Source organism: Pseudomonas sp. PDM03, from assembly GCF_014852385.1.
Lineage (GTDB): Bacteria > Pseudomonadota > Gammaproteobacteria > Pseudomonadales > Pseudomonadaceae > Aquipseudomonas > Aquipseudomonas migulae.
This window is the reverse complement of the sequence record NZ_JACVBM010000024.1, coordinates 21,089-38,005: the sequence shown is the minus strand read 5'-3', so window position 1 is coordinate 38,005 and position 16,917 is coordinate 21,089. Positions and strand designations below refer to the sequence as shown.

General features: G+C 59.1%; 14 protein-coding genes and 1 pseudogene. 8 read left to right on the top strand and 7 right to left on the bottom strand.

Annotated elements, in window-relative coordinates; translation table 11 throughout:
• Nucleotides 1–18: 18 nt before the first annotated feature.
• The 8 genes and pseudogenes from IB254_RS25550 to cmoB all read left to right on the top strand — a co-directional run bounded on the left by IB254_RS25550 (nucleotide 19) and on the right by cmoB (nucleotide 7,238).
• Nucleotides 19–522 carry a L,D-transpeptidase family protein gene (locus tag IB254_RS25550; protein WP_008025576.1) on the top strand — a complete coding sequence of 168 codons (504 nt, stop codon included), beginning with the start codon at nucleotides 19–21 and terminating at the stop codon, nucleotides 520–522.
• A gap of 247 nt (nucleotides 523–769) precedes the next feature.
• The gene (gene lon, locus IB254_RS25545) at nucleotides 770–3,187 is read left to right on the top strand and encodes an endopeptidase La (RefSeq protein WP_192420149.1); all 2,418 of its coding nucleotides are present in this window, start codon (nucleotides 770–772) and stop codon (nucleotides 3,185–3,187) included.
• A 114-nt stretch (nucleotides 3,188–3,301) separates the two neighbouring features.
• The gene (locus IB254_RS25540) at nucleotides 3,302–3,916 is read left to right on the top strand and encodes a hypothetical protein (RefSeq protein ID WP_192420147.1); all 615 of its coding nucleotides are present in this window, start codon (nucleotides 3,302–3,304) and stop codon (nucleotides 3,914–3,916) included.
• A 62-nt stretch (nucleotides 3,917–3,978) separates the two neighbouring features.
• Nucleotides 3,979–4,103 (top strand): annotated as a pseudogene (locus tag IB254_RS30015) (hypothetical protein); the annotation flags it as partial.
• Nucleotides 4,104–4,321: 218 nt separating this feature from the next.
• Nucleotides 4,322–4,714 carry a protease inhibitor I42 family protein gene (locus IB254_RS25535; protein WP_192420145.1) on the top strand — a complete coding sequence of 131 codons (393 nt, stop codon included), beginning with the start codon at nucleotides 4,322–4,324 and terminating at the stop codon, nucleotides 4,712–4,714.
• A gap of 2 nt (nucleotides 4,715–4,716) precedes the next feature.
• A complete protein-coding gene (locus IB254_RS25530; protein ID WP_192420143.1) occupies nucleotides 4,717–5,352 on the top strand; it encodes a lysoplasmalogenase in 636 nt (211 codons plus the stop codon).
• Nucleotides 5,353–5,505: 153 nt separating this feature from the next.
• On the top strand, nucleotides 5,506–6,285 hold the full coding sequence (gene cmoA, locus IB254_RS25525; RefSeq protein WP_177318187.1) for a carboxy-S-adenosyl-L-methionine synthase CmoA: 780 nt from the start codon (nucleotides 5,506–5,508) through the stop codon (nucleotides 6,283–6,285).
• Complete coding sequence (gene cmoB / locus IB254_RS25520) at nucleotides 6,282–7,238, top strand: tRNA 5-methoxyuridine(34)/uridine 5-oxyacetic acid(34) synthase CmoB (protein ID WP_192420141.1); 957 nt, start codon at nucleotides 6,282–6,284, stop codon at nucleotides 7,236–7,238. The genes cmoA and cmoB overlap by 4 nt, the downstream gene beginning before the upstream one ends.
• A 125-nt stretch (nucleotides 7,239–7,363) precedes the next feature.
• On the opposite strand, the gene tadA is transcribed toward cmoB, so the two are convergent.
• The 7 genes from tadA to treP all read right to left on the bottom strand — a co-directional run bounded on the left by tadA (nucleotide 7,364) and on the right by treP (nucleotide 16,707).
• Nucleotides 7,364–7,861, bottom strand: coding sequence for a tRNA adenosine(34) deaminase TadA (gene tadA / locus IB254_RS25515; protein ID WP_192420139.1), 498 nt, complete (start codon nucleotides 7,859–7,861; stop codon nucleotides 7,364–7,366).
• Nucleotides 7,861–9,237, bottom strand: coding sequence for a multicopper oxidase family protein (locus IB254_RS25510; protein WP_192228449.1), 1,377 nt, complete (start codon nucleotides 9,235–9,237; stop codon nucleotides 7,861–7,863). The genes tadA and IB254_RS25510 overlap by 1 nt, the downstream gene beginning before the upstream one ends.
• Nucleotides 9,238–9,362: 125 nt before the next feature.
• Nucleotides 9,363–9,653, bottom strand: coding sequence for a PTS transporter subunit EIIB (locus IB254_RS25505; RefSeq protein ID WP_008042402.1), 291 nt, complete (start codon nucleotides 9,651–9,653; stop codon nucleotides 9,363–9,365).
• Nucleotides 9,654–9,655: 2 nt separating this feature from the next.
• Complete coding sequence (ptsP, locus tag IB254_RS25500; RefSeq protein ID WP_192420137.1) at nucleotides 9,656–12,190, bottom strand: phosphoenolpyruvate--protein phosphotransferase; 2,535 nt, start codon at nucleotides 12,188–12,190, stop codon at nucleotides 9,656–9,658.
• 62 nt (nucleotides 12,191–12,252) lie between these two features.
• Complete coding sequence (locus IB254_RS25495; protein ID WP_192420136.1) at nucleotides 12,253–13,476, bottom strand: maltoporin; 1,224 nt, start codon at nucleotides 13,474–13,476, stop codon at nucleotides 12,253–12,255.
• 103 nt (nucleotides 13,477–13,579) lie between these two features.
• Entirely contained in the window at nucleotides 13,580–15,229 is a 1,650-nt protein-coding gene (gene treC, locus IB254_RS25490) for an alpha,alpha-phosphotrehalase (protein ID WP_192420131.1), read from the bottom strand.
• A gap of 35 nt (nucleotides 15,230–15,264) precedes the next feature.
• Nucleotides 15,265–16,707: a PTS system trehalose-specific EIIBC component gene (treP, locus tag IB254_RS25485; RefSeq protein ID WP_008025554.1), complete on the bottom strand. Its 1,443-nt coding sequence runs from the start codon at nucleotides 16,705–16,707 to the stop codon at nucleotides 15,265–15,267.
• Between the last annotated feature and the right edge of the window lie 210 nt (nucleotides 16,708–16,917).

Here is a 16,917-nt window from a genome sequence, read left to right as displayed (position 1 = left end):
CTTAGGGATATCGTTTCAATGCGCTGGTTGCTTGCCCTGTTTTGCTTGTCGTTCGTCGCTATCTCCCAGGCTTCCGTTGCGGAAACGCTGGACGGCAAAGTCATCGACAAAGTTCTGGTTCTCAAGTCCGCCCACCAATTGCAATTGATCAACGACGGCAAGCCGCTGAAGACCTATCGCATCTCCCTGGGCAAACGCCCCAAGGGGCCGAAACTGATGGAAGGCGACAAACGCACGCCTGAAGGTTTCTATTGGCTGGACTGGCGCAAGGTCAGCGATAAATTCAACCTGGCGATGCACATCTCCTACCCGAACATCAGCGACTCTGCGCGCGCCCGGCGCGAAGGCGTCGAGCCCGGCGGCATGATCATGATCCACGGCACGCCGGACACCGAAGAAAATCCTGAAAACCTGTTCCACACCCTGGACTGGACCGACGGCTGCATCGCCATGCGCAACATGGACATGCGCGAGGTATGGGGCCTGGTGCCGGACGGCACGATGATCGAAATCCGCCCGTAATCCCACCGAGGGATTGTCGCCTCCTGACAGCCCGCTATCGCCGGCAAGTCGGGTCGCCGCATCGCAGCTCCTACAGGGTATGCGCAACCTTTGTAGGAGCTGGCTTGCCAGCGATGAGGCCCGGACAGACGCCAAAAATCTCCAACCCTGTCCAGAACCTGAACACACGTTACGAAATCCCTCCTGCCATTGAAACCACCCCCCACCTGCCCCATCTAAGACCCATACCCCATTGCGCAGGTGCCCCATGAGCGACCAGCAAGAATTCCCCGAAGACCCGAGCGACTACGCCGACCCCGAAAACGCCCCGCACCACTCCACCGGCAAAGGCCTCGCGCTGCCCGGCCAGAACCTGCCGGACAAGGTCTACATCATCCCGATCCACAACCGCCCGTTCTTCCCGGCCCAAGTGCTGCCGGTGATCGTCAATGAAGAACCGTGGGCTGAAACGCTGGATCTGGTGAGTAAATCCGATCATCACTCCCTGGCCCTGTTCTACATGGACACGCCCCAGGAAGACCCGCGCCATTTCGACACCTCGGCCCTGCCGCTCTACGGCACCCTGGTCAAGGTGCACCACGCCAGCCGCGAAAACGGCAAACTGCAATTCGTCGCTCAGGGCCTGACTCGCGTGCGTATTCGCACCTGGCTCAAGCACCATCGCCCACCGTACCTGGTGGAAGTCGAGTACCCGCACCAGCCAACCGAGCCGACCGACGAGGTCAAGGCCTACGGCATGGCGCTGATCAATGCGATCAAGGAACTGCTGCCGCTCAACCCGCTGTACAGCGAAGAGCTGAAGAACTACCTCAACCGCTTCAGCCCCAACGATCCATCACCGCTGACCGACTTCGCCGCCGCCCTGACTTCGGCGACCGGCAGCGAGCTGCAAGAAGTGCTCGACTGCGTGCCGATGCTCAAGCGCATGGAAAAAGTCCTGCCGATGCTGCGCAAGGAAGTTGAAGTCGCGCGGCTGCAAAAAGAAATTTCCGCCGAAGTTAACCGCAAGATCGGCGAGCATCAGCGCGAGTTCTTCCTCAAAGAACAGTTAAAAGTCATCCAGCAAGAGCTGGGCCTGACCAAGGATGACCGCAGCGCCGACATCGAGCAGTTCGAACAGCGCCTGGTCGGCAAGGTGTTGTCGACGCAGGCGCAGAAACGCATCGAAGAGGAGATGAACAAGCTGTCGATCCTCGAGACCGGATCGCCGGAGTACGCGGTCACGCGCAATTACCTCGACTGGGCGACCTCGGTGCCGTGGGGCGTGTATGGCGAGGACAAACTCGACCTCAAGCACGCACGCAAGGTGCTGGACAAGCACCACGCCGGCCTCGATGACATCAAGGACCGCATCCTCGAATTTCTCGCCGTGGGGGCCTACAAAGGCGAGATCAGCGGCTCCATTGTGCTGCTGGTCGGCCCGCCGGGCGTGGGTAAAACCAGCGTCGGCAAGTCCATCGCCGAATCCCTTGGCCGACCGTTCTATCGCTTCAGCCTCGGCGGCATGCGCGACGAAGCCGAGATCAAGGGCCACCGCCGAACCTACATCGGCGCGCAACCGGGCAAACTCGTGCAGGCGTTGAAAGACGTCGAAGTGATGAACCCGGTGATCATGCTCGACGAAATCGACAAAATGGGCCAAAGCTACCAGGGCGACCCGGCCTCGGCGCTGCTGGAAACCCTCGACCCGGAACAGAACGTCGAATTCCTCGATCACTACCTCGATCTGCGGATGGACCTGTCGAAAGTGCTGTTCGTCTGCACCGCCAACACCCTCGATTCAATCCCCGGCCCGTTGCTCGACCGGATGGAAGTGATTCGCCTGTCGGGTTACATCACCGAAGAAAAAATCGCCATCGCCAAGCGTCATCTGTGGCCCAAGCAGCTTGAGAAAGCTGGAGTGTCGAAAGGCAGCCTGAGCATCAGCGACACCGCGTTGAAGGCGCTGATCGACGGTTACGCCCGTGAAGCCGGGGTGCGACAGTTGGAAAAGCAACTGGGCAAACTGGTGCGTAAAGCCGTAGTGAAGCTGATCGACGAGCCGAAAGCGGTAATCAAAATCGCGCCGAAGGACCTGGAAGCCTCACTCGGCCATCCGGTGTTCCGCAACGAGCAAGTTCTGTCCGGTACCGGCGTGATCACTGGCCTGGCCTGGACCAGCATGGGCGGCGCGACACTGCCGATTGAAGCGACGCGGATTCACACGCTCAACCGTGGTTTCAAACTCACCGGGCAACTGGGCGACGTGATGAAGGAGTCGGCGGAAATTGCCTACAGCTACGTCAGTTCGAATCTGAAGTCGTTTGGCGGCGATCCGAAGTTCTTCGATGAAGCCTTCGTCCACCTGCACGTACCGGAAGGCGCCACCCCGAAAGACGGCCCGAGCGCCGGCGTGACCATGGCCAGCGCCTTGCTCTCGCTAGCACGCAATCAGCCGCCAAAAAAAGGCGTGGCCATGACTGGCGAGTTGACGCTGACCGGGCATGTTTTGCCGATTGGCGGGGTGCGCGAGAAGGTGATTGCGGCGCGGCGGCAGAAGATTTTTGAATTGATTCTGCCGGAGCCGAATCGCGGCAGTTTCGACGAGTTGCCGGATTATCTGAAGGAAGGGATTACCGTGCATTTTGCCAAGCGTTTTGCGGATGTGGCGAAGATACTGTTTTAATTCCTCGCCTCACTGCACAACGACCACCTGTCTGAACTGACACTTCTGACAGGTGGACTCATTTCCATGTCCTGATAAAACGATTGCTCATCGCCCATCAAAGTGAGAGCAATCATGGAAGAAAAGACGCAATTAGCCCCTCCGACTATCTTGAGTCCTAAAGAGGGGGATAAGGTTGAAAAACTGGTAATGAACGGGGAAGGCGAAAAGTTTGCCTTCACTGAACTGAACTTCAGTTTTTGGGCTGAATACGTTTGGAACCCCATGACCGAGGTAAAACCGGACGGGACGTGGAGCTTTACACCCGAAGGAACAGGACTTGAAATACCTATGCAGGCCTGGGTTCGTGTAAGGCAACGACGGTATTGGCCAGAAGAAGAGATCTCCGAACCAAGCGAAAAAGTACATTACCAAAAACTGCTTAAACGACCAGAAATAACCAAACCCCTTGAGGGAGAGTCACTTCCTCTGATCGACCAAACTATCCAAGGAAATGCATACCACTTCAGTACTCAGGTCGACATTGAACTGATCAAGGTAAGTCCATTACCCATTGCCCCATACAAAACCAGCATCATTCCTGATGGCAGCGGTTATTGGAAGGCAACACCCAACTGGGCGCTGACCCCAGGAGATTATGTAATGAAGGCCATGCAAACACATACAGACATAAGTGGAACAGTACATAAATCGAACTGGACTACCGACTTACCCATCAACATAAAATGACTTTACTGTTGTTCCGTAAAAAAGCAGACAAGTGCATAGCGGATATAGCTGAAAATCTGTGGCAGAAGATCTTTGAATTGATTCTGCCAAAACACAATTTTGGCGGTTTCGGCGAGTTGCCGAAAGGAAGGGGATTACCGTGCATTTCGCCAAGTGCTTTGCGGATGTGGTGAAGGTGTTGTTCTGATTGCTATGTAGCGCCTGCGGAATCGCCATCGCCGGCAAGCCGGCTCCTACACGGTTTTTTTGTCGTACGCATGTTTTGTGGCTGGACTAATCCCCTGTAGGAGCCGGCTTGCCGGCGATGGCGTCAGCACTGACAGCGCCGACTTCCGCAGCTGTCACACTTTGTCTCATCTTCAGTTATGCTCGCCGTTCGTCGTGAATGCCGGAGCCACTGACCTCATGTCCCCCACCCGCCTGTTTGTCCCCCTCGCCCTCGCCTTGCTGGCCGCGTGCGCCACGCAACCGAAACAGAACGTGACCGTGGAAAAACAAAGCGAATGCCCCGTGCAATTGCACAACGGGCAAAACCTGATCCTGACCCTGCCGAGCAACCCGACCACGGGTTACCGCTGGGCGATCCAGGATTCGGCCGGTGGCGTGTTGCGTGCGTTAGGGCCAGAGGTCTATCGAAATCCGGAAGATGCTGGCGTCGTCGGTGCTGCCGGTGTTTCTACCTGGCGTTTCCAGGCATTCGCACACGGTGACGGGCGCTTGCGCCTGACGTCGCAACAACCCTGGGCGACAGAAGTGCCGGCGGTGGAAACCTTCGATTGCGCGATCTCGGTTAACTGATCATGGGCTGGCTGATTCTGGCGCTGATGGGCGCGGTGACCTTTCTTTACGGCCTGAGCGTGCACGCCGCGCTGCTCTGCCTGCTGGTCAAACCGTTGCCCGTGCTGGCCTTGCTCGGCTGGCTGCACGATGCACCGCCCAGCGAATATCGACGCTGGATCAGCCTAGGCTTGATCTTTTCCCTGCTCGGCGATGTGTTGCTGGCGTGGCCGGGGGATTTGTTTGTGTTCGGCCTCGGGGCGTTTTTGGTCGCGCACCTTGCCTATCTGAAAGCGTATTTGAGTGATTGCCGGCGGTTGGCGGTGTTGCCGTTGATCCTCGCGCTGGGCGTCGGTGCCGTGCTGTTGGGGATTTTGATTGCCAATGGCTTGGGCCCGCTGCTGATCCCGGTGATTGTCTACGGCCTGGCCATCAGCGCCATGCTTTGGCGGGCACTGGCGCGTCTGGGCACCGATGTACCGAAACGCTCGGCGCTGCTGGCGGCGGGCGGCGCGCTGGCGTTTGTGTTTTCGGACAGCGTGATTGGCATTAACCGGTTTGTTGCGCCGTTTCATGCCGCGCCTTACGTGATCATCCTCAGTTACTGGTTGGGGCAATGGGGGATTGCAGCATCCGCGTTCGGCACCAAACCACGCTGAATTCATCGCGAGCAGGCTCGCTCCCACAGGTACAGCGCCCCCCCTGTAGGAGTGAGCCTGCTCGCGAAAGCGGCATCACTGAACACACAGGCCTCACAGCCTGCCCACCGCTTTATCAGACAACCCGCGCATCCCCGCGCCAAGTTGGCTAAAATGCCGGCCTTTTCCACATACGCCGCTGGAACCGCCGTGAGCAAAGAACCCGATCGCCTTTTCGCCCAGCCTTTGGCCCAGGTGCCCGACTTCGCCTTTAACGAGGACGTGGTGCGGGTGTTCCCGGACATGATCAAGCGCTCGGTGCCAGGTTATCCGACCATTGTCGAAAACCTCGGCGTACTCGCCGCGCAATTCGCCCAGCCCAACAGCGTGCTCTACGACCTCGGCTCGTCCCTCGGCGCCGTGACCCAGGCGTTGCGCCGTCACGTGCGCACCGATGGCTGCCGCGTCATCGCTGTGGATAACTCGGCGGCGATGGTCGAACGCTGCCGCGAATACCTCAACGGTCAGGATTCGATGTTCCAGGAGTTGCTGCCGGTGGAAGTGATAGAAGGCGACATCCTCGCCCTCGACTTTCAGCCAGCCTCGGTGGTGGCGCTGAACTTCACGTTGCAATTCATTGCTCCCGAGCAGCGCACCGCGTTGCTGAGTCGCATCCGCCAGTCGCTGCTTCCCGGTGGCGCGCTGATTCTGTCGGAGAAACTGCGCTTCAACGACCCCGAAGAACACGCGCTGCTCACCGACCTGCACGTCGCGTTCAAACGCGCCAACGGCTACAGCGAACTGGAAATCGCCCAGAAGCGCAGCGCCATCGAAAACGTCATGAAGCCCGACAGCCTCGAAGAACACCGCGAGCGCCTGCTGGCCGCCGGGTTCTCGAAAGTCGTGCCGTGGTTCCAGTGTCTTAACTTTGCCTCGTTGATTGCCTTGCCATGATTGATCTGTCCCCCCTCGCCCGCCGTCTGGCCGGTACACCGCTGGCCGAATGGGCCAACACCCTGCAAGCGCAACTCGACAAGAAAATGGAAAAGGGTCACGGCGACCTCGAGCGCTGGCAGAGTGCGCTGGACGCCTTGCCAAAAATCCAGCCGAGCGAAGTCGACCTGCTGAATGGCCTGACCCTGGACACCGATTGCGACGCTGAGACCCGTGCGCAAATGCGTACCGCATTGATGGGGTTGTCGCCGTGGCGCAAAGGCCCGTTCGATCTGTTTGGTGTGCACGTCGACACCGAATGGCGCTCGGACTGGAAATGGTCGCGTGTCGCGCCGCATCTGGACCTGAAGGGCAAACGCATCCTCGATGTCGGCTGCGGCAATGGTTACTACATGTGGCGCATGCTCGGCGCCGGCGCGGACAGCGTGATCGGCGTCGACCCGAACTGGCTGTTCTTCTGTCAGTTCCAGGCGGTTCAGCGCTATTTGTCCGAGCCGAATGCCTGGCACCTGCCGTTTCCTTTTGAAGACCTGCCACCGGAACTCGAAGGCTTCGACACAGTGTTTTCCATGGGCGTGTTCTACCACCGCCGCTCGCCGATCGAGCATCTGTTGGCGCTGAAGGATTGCCTGGTCAAGGGCGGCGAACTGGTGCTGGAGACGCTGGTGATCGAAGGTGATCAACAGCAGGTGCTGGTGCCGGAAGACCGTTATGCGCAGATGCGTAACGTGTGGTTTTTGCCATCGGTGCCGGCGCTGATGCTCTGGTTGCGGCGTGCCGGTTTCACGGACGTGAAGTGCGTGGATGTCAGCGTGACGACGGTCGAGGAACAACGCGGGACGGAGTGGATGAAGTATCAGTCGTTGAGCGACTTCCTCGATCCGGAAGATCACAGCAAGACGATTGAAGGGCTGCCGGCGCCGATGCGGGCTGTCATTGTTGCGAAGAAGTAAATCTCTCCAACACCGAATAACCCTGTGGGAGCGAGCCTGCTCGCGATAGCGGTCTGTCATTCAACATCATTGTTGACTGTCAGGCCCTCATCGCGAGCAGGCTCGCTCCCACAGTGGTTTGGTGTTCAGTCTGTAGGTTTCGCGCGTCGGGCCTTGAAGAATTCGCTCAAAACAGCCCCGCATTCCTCCGCCAACACCCCACCTTCATACAACACCCGGTGATTCAGAAAGCCCTGGGTAAAGAACTGCCCCTGACTCTGCACAATCCCCGCCTTGGGTTCCAGCGCGCCGTACACCACCCGCGCAATGCGCGAATGCACGATCAGCCCGGCGCACATGCTGCACGGCTCAAGCGTCACGTACAGCGTACTGCCGGGTAAACGGTAATTGCTGGCGGCCAATGCTGCCGCGCGGATGGCGACCATCTCGGCATGCGCGCTCGGGTCGTTGCCGCTGATCGGGCAATTGAAGCCACGGCCGATGATTTCACCGTCCTGCACCAACACCGCGCCCACCGGCACTTCACCCAGCGCAGCGCCTTGTGCGGCCAGCGCCAGTGCTTCGCGCATGAAGTCGCGATCACGACTGCGGTCGATGATCGCGGCGGGACGAATCTGACGCATCACGCCACCTCGATCGCGGCCATCAGGCCGGTTTCCATGTGGTCGATCACATGGCAATGGAACATCCACACCCCAGGGTTATCCGCCACCAGCGCCACTTGCGCGCGCTCGTTCTTGCCCAGCAAATAGGTGTCGGTGAAGTACGGGATGACCTTGTGCCGGTTCGAGGCAATGACCTTGAAACTCATGCCATGCAGGTGAATCGGGTGCTGGTACTGAGTCATGTTCTTCAATTCGAAAATGTAGCTCTTGCCCTTCTCGAGCTTGGCAATCGGGCGGTCGGCGCAGGTCTTGTCGGTGATGTCCCAGGCCTTGCCGTTGATCTGCCACAGGCTCGGCGGTCGGCCGTTGTCGACGTTCACCGAGACGGAACCCACCCATTCGAAATTGAAGTTGAGTTTCTCGGCATTGGCCAGGTCAGGCTCGGCCACCGGGTTGGCGGGCAGCGCGGGCGGCCACTCGGTTGGGGCATCGGTGTTCGCCACAGAGCGGAACGTGCCCAAGCGTACCGGGCCGTTGCGCAGGGATAATTCTTCACCGGCCGCAGGTGCCTTGATTGCCAGGCAAATGCGCATGCCTGGCCCGAGCCAGTATTCCTTGCCCAATGGACGCGGCTCGACGGGATTGCCGTCCAACGCGTAGATCTGCGCCTCGACACCGGGAATGTTGAGGCGATAGGTCAAGGTGTTATCGAGATTGAGCAGGCGCACGCGGGTGATCTGCCCGGCCGGCAAATCGATGACCGCTTGCGGCACACCGTTGATCGTCGCCAGACGCCCCGCCGTGCCGCCCCGGGCCGCTTCCCGGGGAATGCTGAACTCGACGAAATTGCCCACCTCGTCGACATGCCAGCTCTTGAGGCTCAAGGTTTTCTCGTACTTGAAACCGGTCGGCTCGCGCTCTTCGACAATCAGCGGTCCCACCAGACCACGGCCCAGTTCTTCGCTACTGTTCACATGCGGGTGATACCAGTAGCTGCCGGCATCGGGCACGCGAAATTTGTAGTCGAAGTATTCGCCCGGCAGCACCGGCAACTGCGAAACGTAGGGCACGCCGTCCATCTCCAGCGGCAGGCGGATGCCGTGCCAGTGAATGGTGGTCGCCACCGGCAAGTGGTTGATGAACCGCACCCGCAGCCATTCGCCCTGACGCACGCGCAACTCGGTGCCCGGCGCCGACGGGCCGAACGCCCAGGCTTGGGTCTTGTGCCCGGCCACCAGTTCGACGTCCAGCGGCGCCGCAATCAGCTCATAGTCGTGGCCCGCATCGGCGTCGGCCATCTTGCCCAGCCAGTAACGCGACGCGCCCCCTGCACCGACGCCAACGACAACAAGACCGGCCAGGCCACCGAGGATTTGGCGACGGGTAAAGGACATGAACTCAACTACCTCACGTATCAGCGACAGGTCCGGGGACCTGGAAAAGGCGAATACGATACACCTGCGGTTGAGAAACGGTAAGGGCGACCGAGTGACTCACATCATCAGTGGCGAGGGATCGGTTATGGCTGAAGGCCGGTGATCAGGTGCACCACGCCGCCCTCCAGCATCATGACGCCTGGCACACCTGCCAGATTCAAAGCCTGTCGATTCATCCGCCCCACATCGCGCAATTCCACCCGAACCCGGGTCAGCGCCACAGGCTGCTGCGACTTGAGGTTATCCACACCACCCAACGCAGCCACCACATTCGCTGCCAGGCCAGGCGCCGATGGCGCAGCCACCTTCGGTTCATCCACGATCAGATCCGGCGTCAAGGCTTTCCAGAACGCTCGCTGCATTTTCTCGAACATGTTCAGTTCTCCATAACCAGTGAAGTTTCGACCGTCGCGTCGCGATACAGCCTCAAGAACTCGCGTACTTGCCCGGCACTTTCCAGGCCCAGGATCTGTTGGGCAATGGCCTTGCAATCCGCCAGGTCCACTGTGCGAACCGCCGCTTTGACCGCCGGAATCAACGGTACACTCACCGACAACTCATCCACGCCCAGCCCGAGCAAAAGCGGCGTGGCCAGGGTTTCGGAGGCCAGGGCGCCGCACACGCCCACCCACTTGCCGTGGCTATGGGCGGCTTTCACGGTGCTGGCGATCAATCGCAGCACCGCAGGATGAAAACTGTCAGCTTGACTGGCCAGCCGCGGATGATCGCGGTCCATGGCCAAGGTGTATTGGGTCAGGTCATTGGTGCCGATGGAGAAAAAATCCACTTCAGGCGCAAACAGATCAGCCATCAGCGCCGCTGCTGGCACCTCGATCATGATCCCCAGCTTCGGCAGTTCCGTGAGGCCCAGGGCCAGCGCCTCCTCTTCGAGCAGTTGACGAGCCACGCGCAACTCCGACAGCTGCGTCACCATCGGCAGCATGATGTGCAAACGCGTCAGGCCCGCACAGCTCAGGATTGCCTTGAACTGATCGCGCAACAGCTGCGGACGCTCCAGGCACAGACGAATCCCGCGCACACCCAGAAAGGGGTTGGTTTCACTGTCCATAGGGACATAGGCCAAAGGCTTGTCACCGCCAACATCCAGCGTGCGCACCACCAGATTACGCGCAGGCCCGAGAGCTCGGGCGATGGCGCTGTAGGTGGAGGCCTGCTCGTCCTGGCTCGGCGCATGATGGCGATCCAGATATAGAAACTCCGAACGCAGCAAACCTACACCCGCACCTCCCAACGCCATGGCCTGTTCGGCTTCAGCCAGCGAAGCGATGTTGGCTGTCACCTCGACATGATGTCCGTCGCGAGTACAGGCAGCCAGCGACGCCTGCGCCAATTCATGGTGCTGACGTTGCTGCGCAAGCGCGCGCCTGGCTTGAAGTTCTTCAATGGCAGCCAGATCCGGGTCGAGCTGCAACTCCCCCTTATCGGCATCGAGCAACACCTGGGTACCGTTGACCAGCGCCAGCACTTGCACCGGTAACCCACAGATCGCCGGCAAACCGAACGCCCGCGCCAGGATCGCGACATGGCTGGTGGCGCCACCGCCGACCGTGGCAAAACCCAGCACCTTGCGGGTATCGAGCCCGGCGGTCTGGGACGGTGTCAGTTGTTCAGCAATCAGAATGGCGCCTTCAGGCAACTCCAGCTCGCGGTCCCGCACGCCGAGTAGCAACTTGAGCACTCTCTGACTGACATCGGCCAGGTCTGCCGCTCGTTCGGCCAGCAGCGCATTGCCCAGGCCTTTGAATAAGGCTGCCGTCGACCCGGTGGCCGCACGCCAGGCGAATCCGGCGCTTTTGCCTTCGTCGATCAGCACATGAGCCACCTCCAACAAACCCGGGTCTTCGAGCAGTTCCTGATGCGCCCTGAAGATCTCTGCCTGAGCATCGCCCGTGGCGTTATCACGCATCTGCTGCAACGCTGAAAATGCCTTGGTCAACGCTGCGGACAGATGATCGCGCTCAACCCGCGAACTCTCACCCCATTCGCTGACATCAAGGACCTGCTCGGCGATCTGCACCACTTGGCCAAATGCCGAACCCGCCGAAGCACATACCCCACGCAGCACCTTGGGCGATGATGCCTCCAGGGGCTGCGGGGCAACATCCGCCGTCACGGGCACGGTCTCGCCGCATCCGGCGGTCAGCAGCTCGGCCAGTGCCTTGATCGCCTCCTCAGCATCCGGGCCGACCGCACTGACTTGCACAACATCATCGTGAACGGTCTGCAATGCCATGATCGCCACCAGGGATTTCGCATTCGCACTCTCCTGCTGTTTATGCAGGTGAATGCTTGCCGAGAAACCTTTCGCCGCTTGGGCGAACACCGCCGCAGGACGGGCGTGCAAGCCGTTCGGGTTGGGCAACGTCACCGGTTTGGAGAACAGCGCCTCGCCATCTTTAGCCACAGACTCATCCGTTGTCAGCTCGACAGAATTCAAACCCAGCAATGGCTGACCACTGTCTACCCACCCGGTTTCCGCCGTCAGCCAAGTGAACGGCTCACCGCTGACCACCAGCATCAAGGTCAGCAGGCTGCGTGCATTCAACGCAACAAAATCAGCATCGAACTCGATCAGCGACTGCCCGACGGCAACCTGCTGCCCCTCCTCCACCAACCGCGTGAACCCCTTTCCTGCAAGGTTCACCGTGTCGAGCCCAATGTGCATCAACACCTGCACGCCATTTTCATCGGTGATGCTGACCGCATGCCCACTGGCCTGCACATTGCTGACAACCCCTGCCAGCGGCGCGCACAACGTTGTTGACGTCGGATCGATGCATAGCCCATCGCCGATGATCCGGCTGGAAAAAACTCGATCGGGCACAAGGTCCAATGGCATCAATATGCCGGACAGGGGGGCGTGAAGCTGCAATTGTTGGGGTGTGGCCATGACTTCACCTGCTGTTCTGTTCTTTGAAGTGCCGATGGAGCGCGACGCTCCGACAGCATCGCTTATTTCCACCAGTACTCGACCTGCAATCCGACGTTCGCACCGTGTCGCGCCGTGCCGAAGGCTCCGGTGTCGGACAACGCTGAACCCGCTGCCAGTTCATTGGCCGCACGCTTGGCCGCCTCGTTCCAGCTGGCATAGGTGTAATACAAGCGCACTTCGGGCCGCGCCCAGAATTCAGGCCCCTTGGGCGACCAGGTCGGGGCAAAGGTGAACTTGCTCAGCTTGCGCGTGCCACCTGTGGCTTCGACCTGATCGTGACCCAGCTCGGTCACCAGTTTGAACTGCTCGGTAATCGCGTAGGCCGGCCGAACGCCCAGGGAAATCCAGTTCTGGTCTGATCCGTCGGGGCGAATATCCTTCTGGTAAACCGCCTCGACCTGCCCGCCAAACCGGGGCGTCACCTGCCAGTCGAAGAACTCCACCACCCGGTAGCTTTTATTGCTGTCATCCAGTTTCACGTTACCGGTATAGCCCAACCCGGTGCCCGGCCCTTCACCGTACTGAAACGCGAGTTTGTTCTTGCCACCCAGAAATCCTTTTTGCACATGCTGGGTGGTAATCGCCCAGCCACGATGAGCGTCGCGGCTGTCGGGTTTGTCGATGTAGCTCAGGCCTAACTCCAGCTCACCGCCGGGGTTAGTGTTGAAACCGGCAACGTTGAAATCGTGACGATTGATGTAATCCTTCTGGTACAGGTTGTCCTTGCGCGAAAAGGCGTAGCTGTATTTCAGATCTCCGATCAGCACGTCCTCGATGCCGCCGCCGGTGGCGCTCTGGTTCCAGTAGTAGAAGTCGGAAATGTGGATGTCGTTCCGTTTGTAATAGCGGCGACCGGCCCACAGCGAACCGCCGTTGAGGCCAGGCATGTTCGACCATTGCGCGTACAGCTGCGGCAGACGCACCGAGCCGTTGTCGCCATTGAACGTCAGGTCCTTGTCGTACTGGTTATACAGTGAGGCCATGCCATCGACACTTAGCACCGAACCGTCATCCAGCGTGTACAAGTCCTGACGAAGTTCCAGTTCCCCATACTGCTCGCACTCGTTACCGAGGCGGTATTTGGTCTGTGCTCCGGGCAGTTGGAAACACTGTTGTTTATCACTGTTGACCGACGTACCGACGCCGCTGCGCAGGTAACCGCCGAACTCCAGCGCATGGGCCGTCAGTGGCAACGCCAGGCAAATGCCAGCGGCTGCAAGGCCGCGATTTATTGTTGTTTTCAAGAAACACTCCATTATTTTTATTGTGTGCAGCAGCAAAATCGGCGCGCAAAACTCCCCCGCGCAGCGTTCTGCGTGTTTTTGAAACGGTGTTTTTTGTGAGGGGTCAGTGGTCGGTCAAGTGCAAGACAAACGACTCATACGGTCGTAAAAACACCTGTCGATTTCGCTGCGGACAATCCGCATAGTTGCTGATGACCAAGCGCTGAGTCATGAATTCAGCGATCACTGCATCCGGCAATTCAACTTCGCAAGGCGTCCCGTAGAAGTTGTTCAGTACCAGCAAACGTTCGCCGCTTCCTTCCCGTACATAAGCCCAAACTTGCGCGTGCTCAGGCAACAGCTGACGGTAAACACCATCGGACATCAGCACTTCGGTACGCCGCAAGTTGATCAGTCGACGGTAGTGATGCAGCACTGAATCCGGGTCGTCGAGTTGAGTGGCGACGCTGATCTGCGCCGAATTGGCCGGTACGCCGATCCAGGGTTGCACAGAGCTGAAACCGGCGTTCGGTCCGGTATTCCAATGCATCGGCGTACGGCCGTTGTCACGGGACTTCTGCATGATCGCCGCCATGTTGTCGGCATCGCTCGCACCCGCCTCGCGCTTGAGCCGGAAAATGTTCAGGGTCTCGACGTCGCGGTATTGATCGATGTGATCGAAGCCCGGATTGGTCATACCCAGCTCTTCCCCCTGATACACAAATGGCGTGCCCTGGAGAAAATGCAGCGCGGTGCCGAGCATCTTGGCCGACACCACACGGTGCTCGCCGTCATGACCAAACCGCGAGACCACCCGAGGTTGGTCGTGATTACACCAGAACAGCGCATTCCAGCCGCCGCCGGCCTGCATGCCGGTTTGCCAGTCGGAGAGGATGCGCTTGAGCTCGAGGAAGTCGAAATCGGCGCGAATCCACTTTTGCAGGTTCGGGTAATCGACTTTCAGGTGATGGAAGTTGAAGGTCATCGACAGCTCGTTGGAGTCCGGCCGCGAATAACGAATACAGTGTTCGAGACTGGTAGACGACATCTCGCCGACATTGATCAGGTCATGGCCTTCGAACACTTCGCGGTGCATTTGCTGCAAGTATTCGTGAACATTCGGCCCGTCGGTATAGAAGCGTCGGCCGTCGGTATTGTCCTCGGGAAAGTCCGCCGGTTTCGAGATCAGGTTGATCACATCCAGCCGGAACCCGCCCACACCTTTATCCCGCCAGAACCTCATCATCTTGAAAACTTCGGCGCGCACCTTCGGGTTGTCCCAGTTCAGGTCGGCTTGAGTGTGATCGAACAGGTGCAGGAAATACTGGCCGGTCTGCGCCTCGTACTCCCATGCCGAACCACCAAACTTGGACTCCCAGTTATTGGGCTGATCGCGCCAGATGTAGAAGTCGCGATACGGATTGTCGAGACTGCTGCGCGCCTGCTGGAACCAGGTGTGCTCGATCGAGGTGTGGTTGACCACGATATCGAGCATCAACTTGATCCCGCGCTTGCCGGCCTCGGCGATCAGCAATTCACAGTCGGCCATGGTGCCGTAGCTCGGATCGATGGCGTAGTAATCGCTGATGTCGTAACCGTTGTCACGCTGGGGCGAACGCAGGAACGGCGTGATCCACAGGCAATCGACGCCCAGCCAGTGCAGGTAGTCGAGCTTGGCCACGACGCCGAGCAAATCACCCGTGGGATTGCCTGCGTGGCTGTAAAAACTCTTCGGGTAGATCTGGTAGATCACCGAACGTTGCCAGTCTTGCATGGCTGTATTCCTTCTTGAACTGCGATAGCGATCTATCAAGCGACCCGATACCCAGGCCGAACAATCTTCATGCTCAACCCACAGGTCAAAACAAACGGCACGACCATGGCGATGATCATCCCGATCACAAACATCGGGATGAACTGCGGAATGATCGAGATGAATCCGGGCAAACCGCCGACTCCGATGGCCGAGGCCTGGACCTTGTTCATCGACAGGAAGATTCCCCCCAGCGCCGAGCCAATCAGTGCGGCGTAAAACGGAAACTTGTAGCGCAGGTTGACCCCGAACATCGCCGGTTCGGTGATGCCGAAATAGGCCGAAATCGCTGAGGTCGACGCCATGGACTTGTCCCGCGCATTACGGGTCATGTAGAACACCGCGAGCGCCGCGCTGCCTTGGGCGAGGTTGGACATGACGATCATCGGCCAGATGAAAGTACCGCCCTGGGTCGAGATCAGCTGCAAGTCGACCGCGAGAAACATGTGGTGCATGCCGGTGATCACCAAGGGGGCGTAAAGCAGGCCGAAGATCGCGCCGCCGACCATCGGCGCCAGATCAAACAGGGTAACCACACCTTCGGTGATGAGAATCCCCAGATGCCGGGTCACCGGGCCAATGACCGCCAGCGCCAGCACGCCGGTAACCACGATCGTGGTGATCGGCACCACCAGCAATTGCACCGCATTAGGCACTCTCGCCCGCAGCCATTTTTCGATGACGCTCATCACGTATGCCGCCAGCAGGATCGGCAGGATCTGCCCCTGATAACCGACCTTTTCGATCTGGAACAGACCGAGAATGTCGAAATACGGCAGGCTCTGGCCGTCGAGACCTGCGACTGCCTTGCCATAGTTCCAGGCATTGAGCAGATCGGGATGAACCAGCATCAGACCGAGCACAATGCCGAGGATTTCGCTGCCGCCAAACCGCTTGGCTGCTGACCAGCCCACTAGCGCAGGCAGGAACACGAACGAAGTGTTGGCCATCAGGTTGATCAGGCTCCAGAGCCCGTCAAGCTTGGGGTAAGCGTCCAGCAGGGTTTGGCCCTCGATGAACATGCCCTTGGCGCCGATCAGGTTATTGATGCCCATCAGCAGGCCCGCGATGATCAACGCCGGAAGGATCGGCATGAACACGTCGGAAAACACCCGCACCAGACGCTGCATCGCGTTTATCTTGTCGGCGCTTTTCTGTTTAACGTCGGCGATTGTTGACGCGGCAAGACCGGTTTGATGGCGAAGCTCTGCGTAAACCTTCTCCACCTCGCCAGGACCGATGACCACCTGGAACAGGCCGCCGGTAAAGAATGAGCCTTTGACCAGGTCAATCTGGTTCAGCGTGGCGCTGTTGACCCGGCTCGGGTCCTTGAGGGCAAGGCGCAGGCGTGTGACGCAATGCGCGGCTTGCTCGAGGTTGTCGCTGCCACCGAGGCTTTGCAGCAGCTCGCTGACGATGTTCGGATAGTCGTGGCTCATGCTTGTTTTTCCGCTGTGGTTTTTTGTTATTGGCAGCACACGCCGAAGCGAAAAGTACTCGTCTGTACGAGTTAAATCAACAACTCGTACAGACGAGTTTGAATTTGTTTACTTGTCACCCGACCGGCGGCGATTTTTCCCACCCTCTCAGACGATGAAAACCCAAACCCGCATGGACAAACCCCTACCCTGCCCTTAAGGTTCGAAACC

What these genes read in the sequence shown, in the direction of transcription:
- treP (WP_008025554.1), bottom strand. Translation starts at nt 16,707, where the DNA reads ATGAGCCACGACTATCCGAACATCGTCAGCGAGCTGCTGCAAAGCCTC.
- treC (WP_192420131.1), bottom strand. Translation starts at nt 15,229, where the DNA reads ATGCAAGACTGGCAACGTTCGGTGATCTACCAGATCTACCCGAAGAGT.
- cmoB (WP_192420141.1), top strand. Translation starts at nt 6,282, where the DNA reads ATGATTGATCTGTCCCCCCTCGCCCGCCGTCTGGCCGGTACACCGCTG.
- IB254_RS25535 (WP_192420145.1), top strand. Translation starts at nt 4,322, where the DNA reads ATGTCCCCCACCCGCCTGTTTGTCCCCCTCGCCCTCGCCTTGCTGGCC.
- cmoA (WP_177318187.1), top strand. Translation starts at nt 5,506, where the DNA reads ATGCCGGCCTTTTCCACATACGCCGCTGGAACCGCCGTGAGCAAAGAA.
- IB254_RS25550 (WP_008025576.1), top strand. Translation starts at nt 19, where the DNA reads ATGCGCTGGTTGCTTGCCCTGTTTTGCTTGTCGTTCGTCGCTATCTCC.
- IB254_RS25510 (WP_192228449.1), bottom strand. Translation starts at nt 9,237, where the DNA reads ATGTCCTTTACCCGTCGCCAAATCCTCGGTGGCCTGGCCGGTCTTGTT.
- lon (WP_192420149.1), top strand. Translation starts at nt 770, where the DNA reads ATGAGCGACCAGCAAGAATTCCCCGAAGACCCGAGCGACTACGCCGAC.
- IB254_RS25505 (WP_008042402.1), bottom strand. Translation starts at nt 9,653, where the DNA reads ATGTTCGAGAAAATGCAGCGAGCGTTCTGGAAAGCCTTGACGCCGGAT.
- IB254_RS25540 (WP_192420147.1), top strand. Translation starts at nt 3,302, where the DNA reads ATGGAAGAAAAGACGCAATTAGCCCCTCCGACTATCTTGAGTCCTAAA.
- tadA (WP_192420139.1), bottom strand. Translation starts at nt 7,861, where the DNA reads ATGCGTCAGATTCGTCCCGCCGCGATCATCGACCGCAGTCGTGATCGC.
- IB254_RS25530 (WP_192420143.1), top strand. Translation starts at nt 4,717, where the DNA reads ATGGGCTGGCTGATTCTGGCGCTGATGGGCGCGGTGACCTTTCTTTAC.
- ptsP (WP_192420137.1), bottom strand. Translation starts at nt 12,190, where the DNA reads ATGGCCACACCCCAACAATTGCAGCTTCACGCCCCCCTGTCCGGCATA.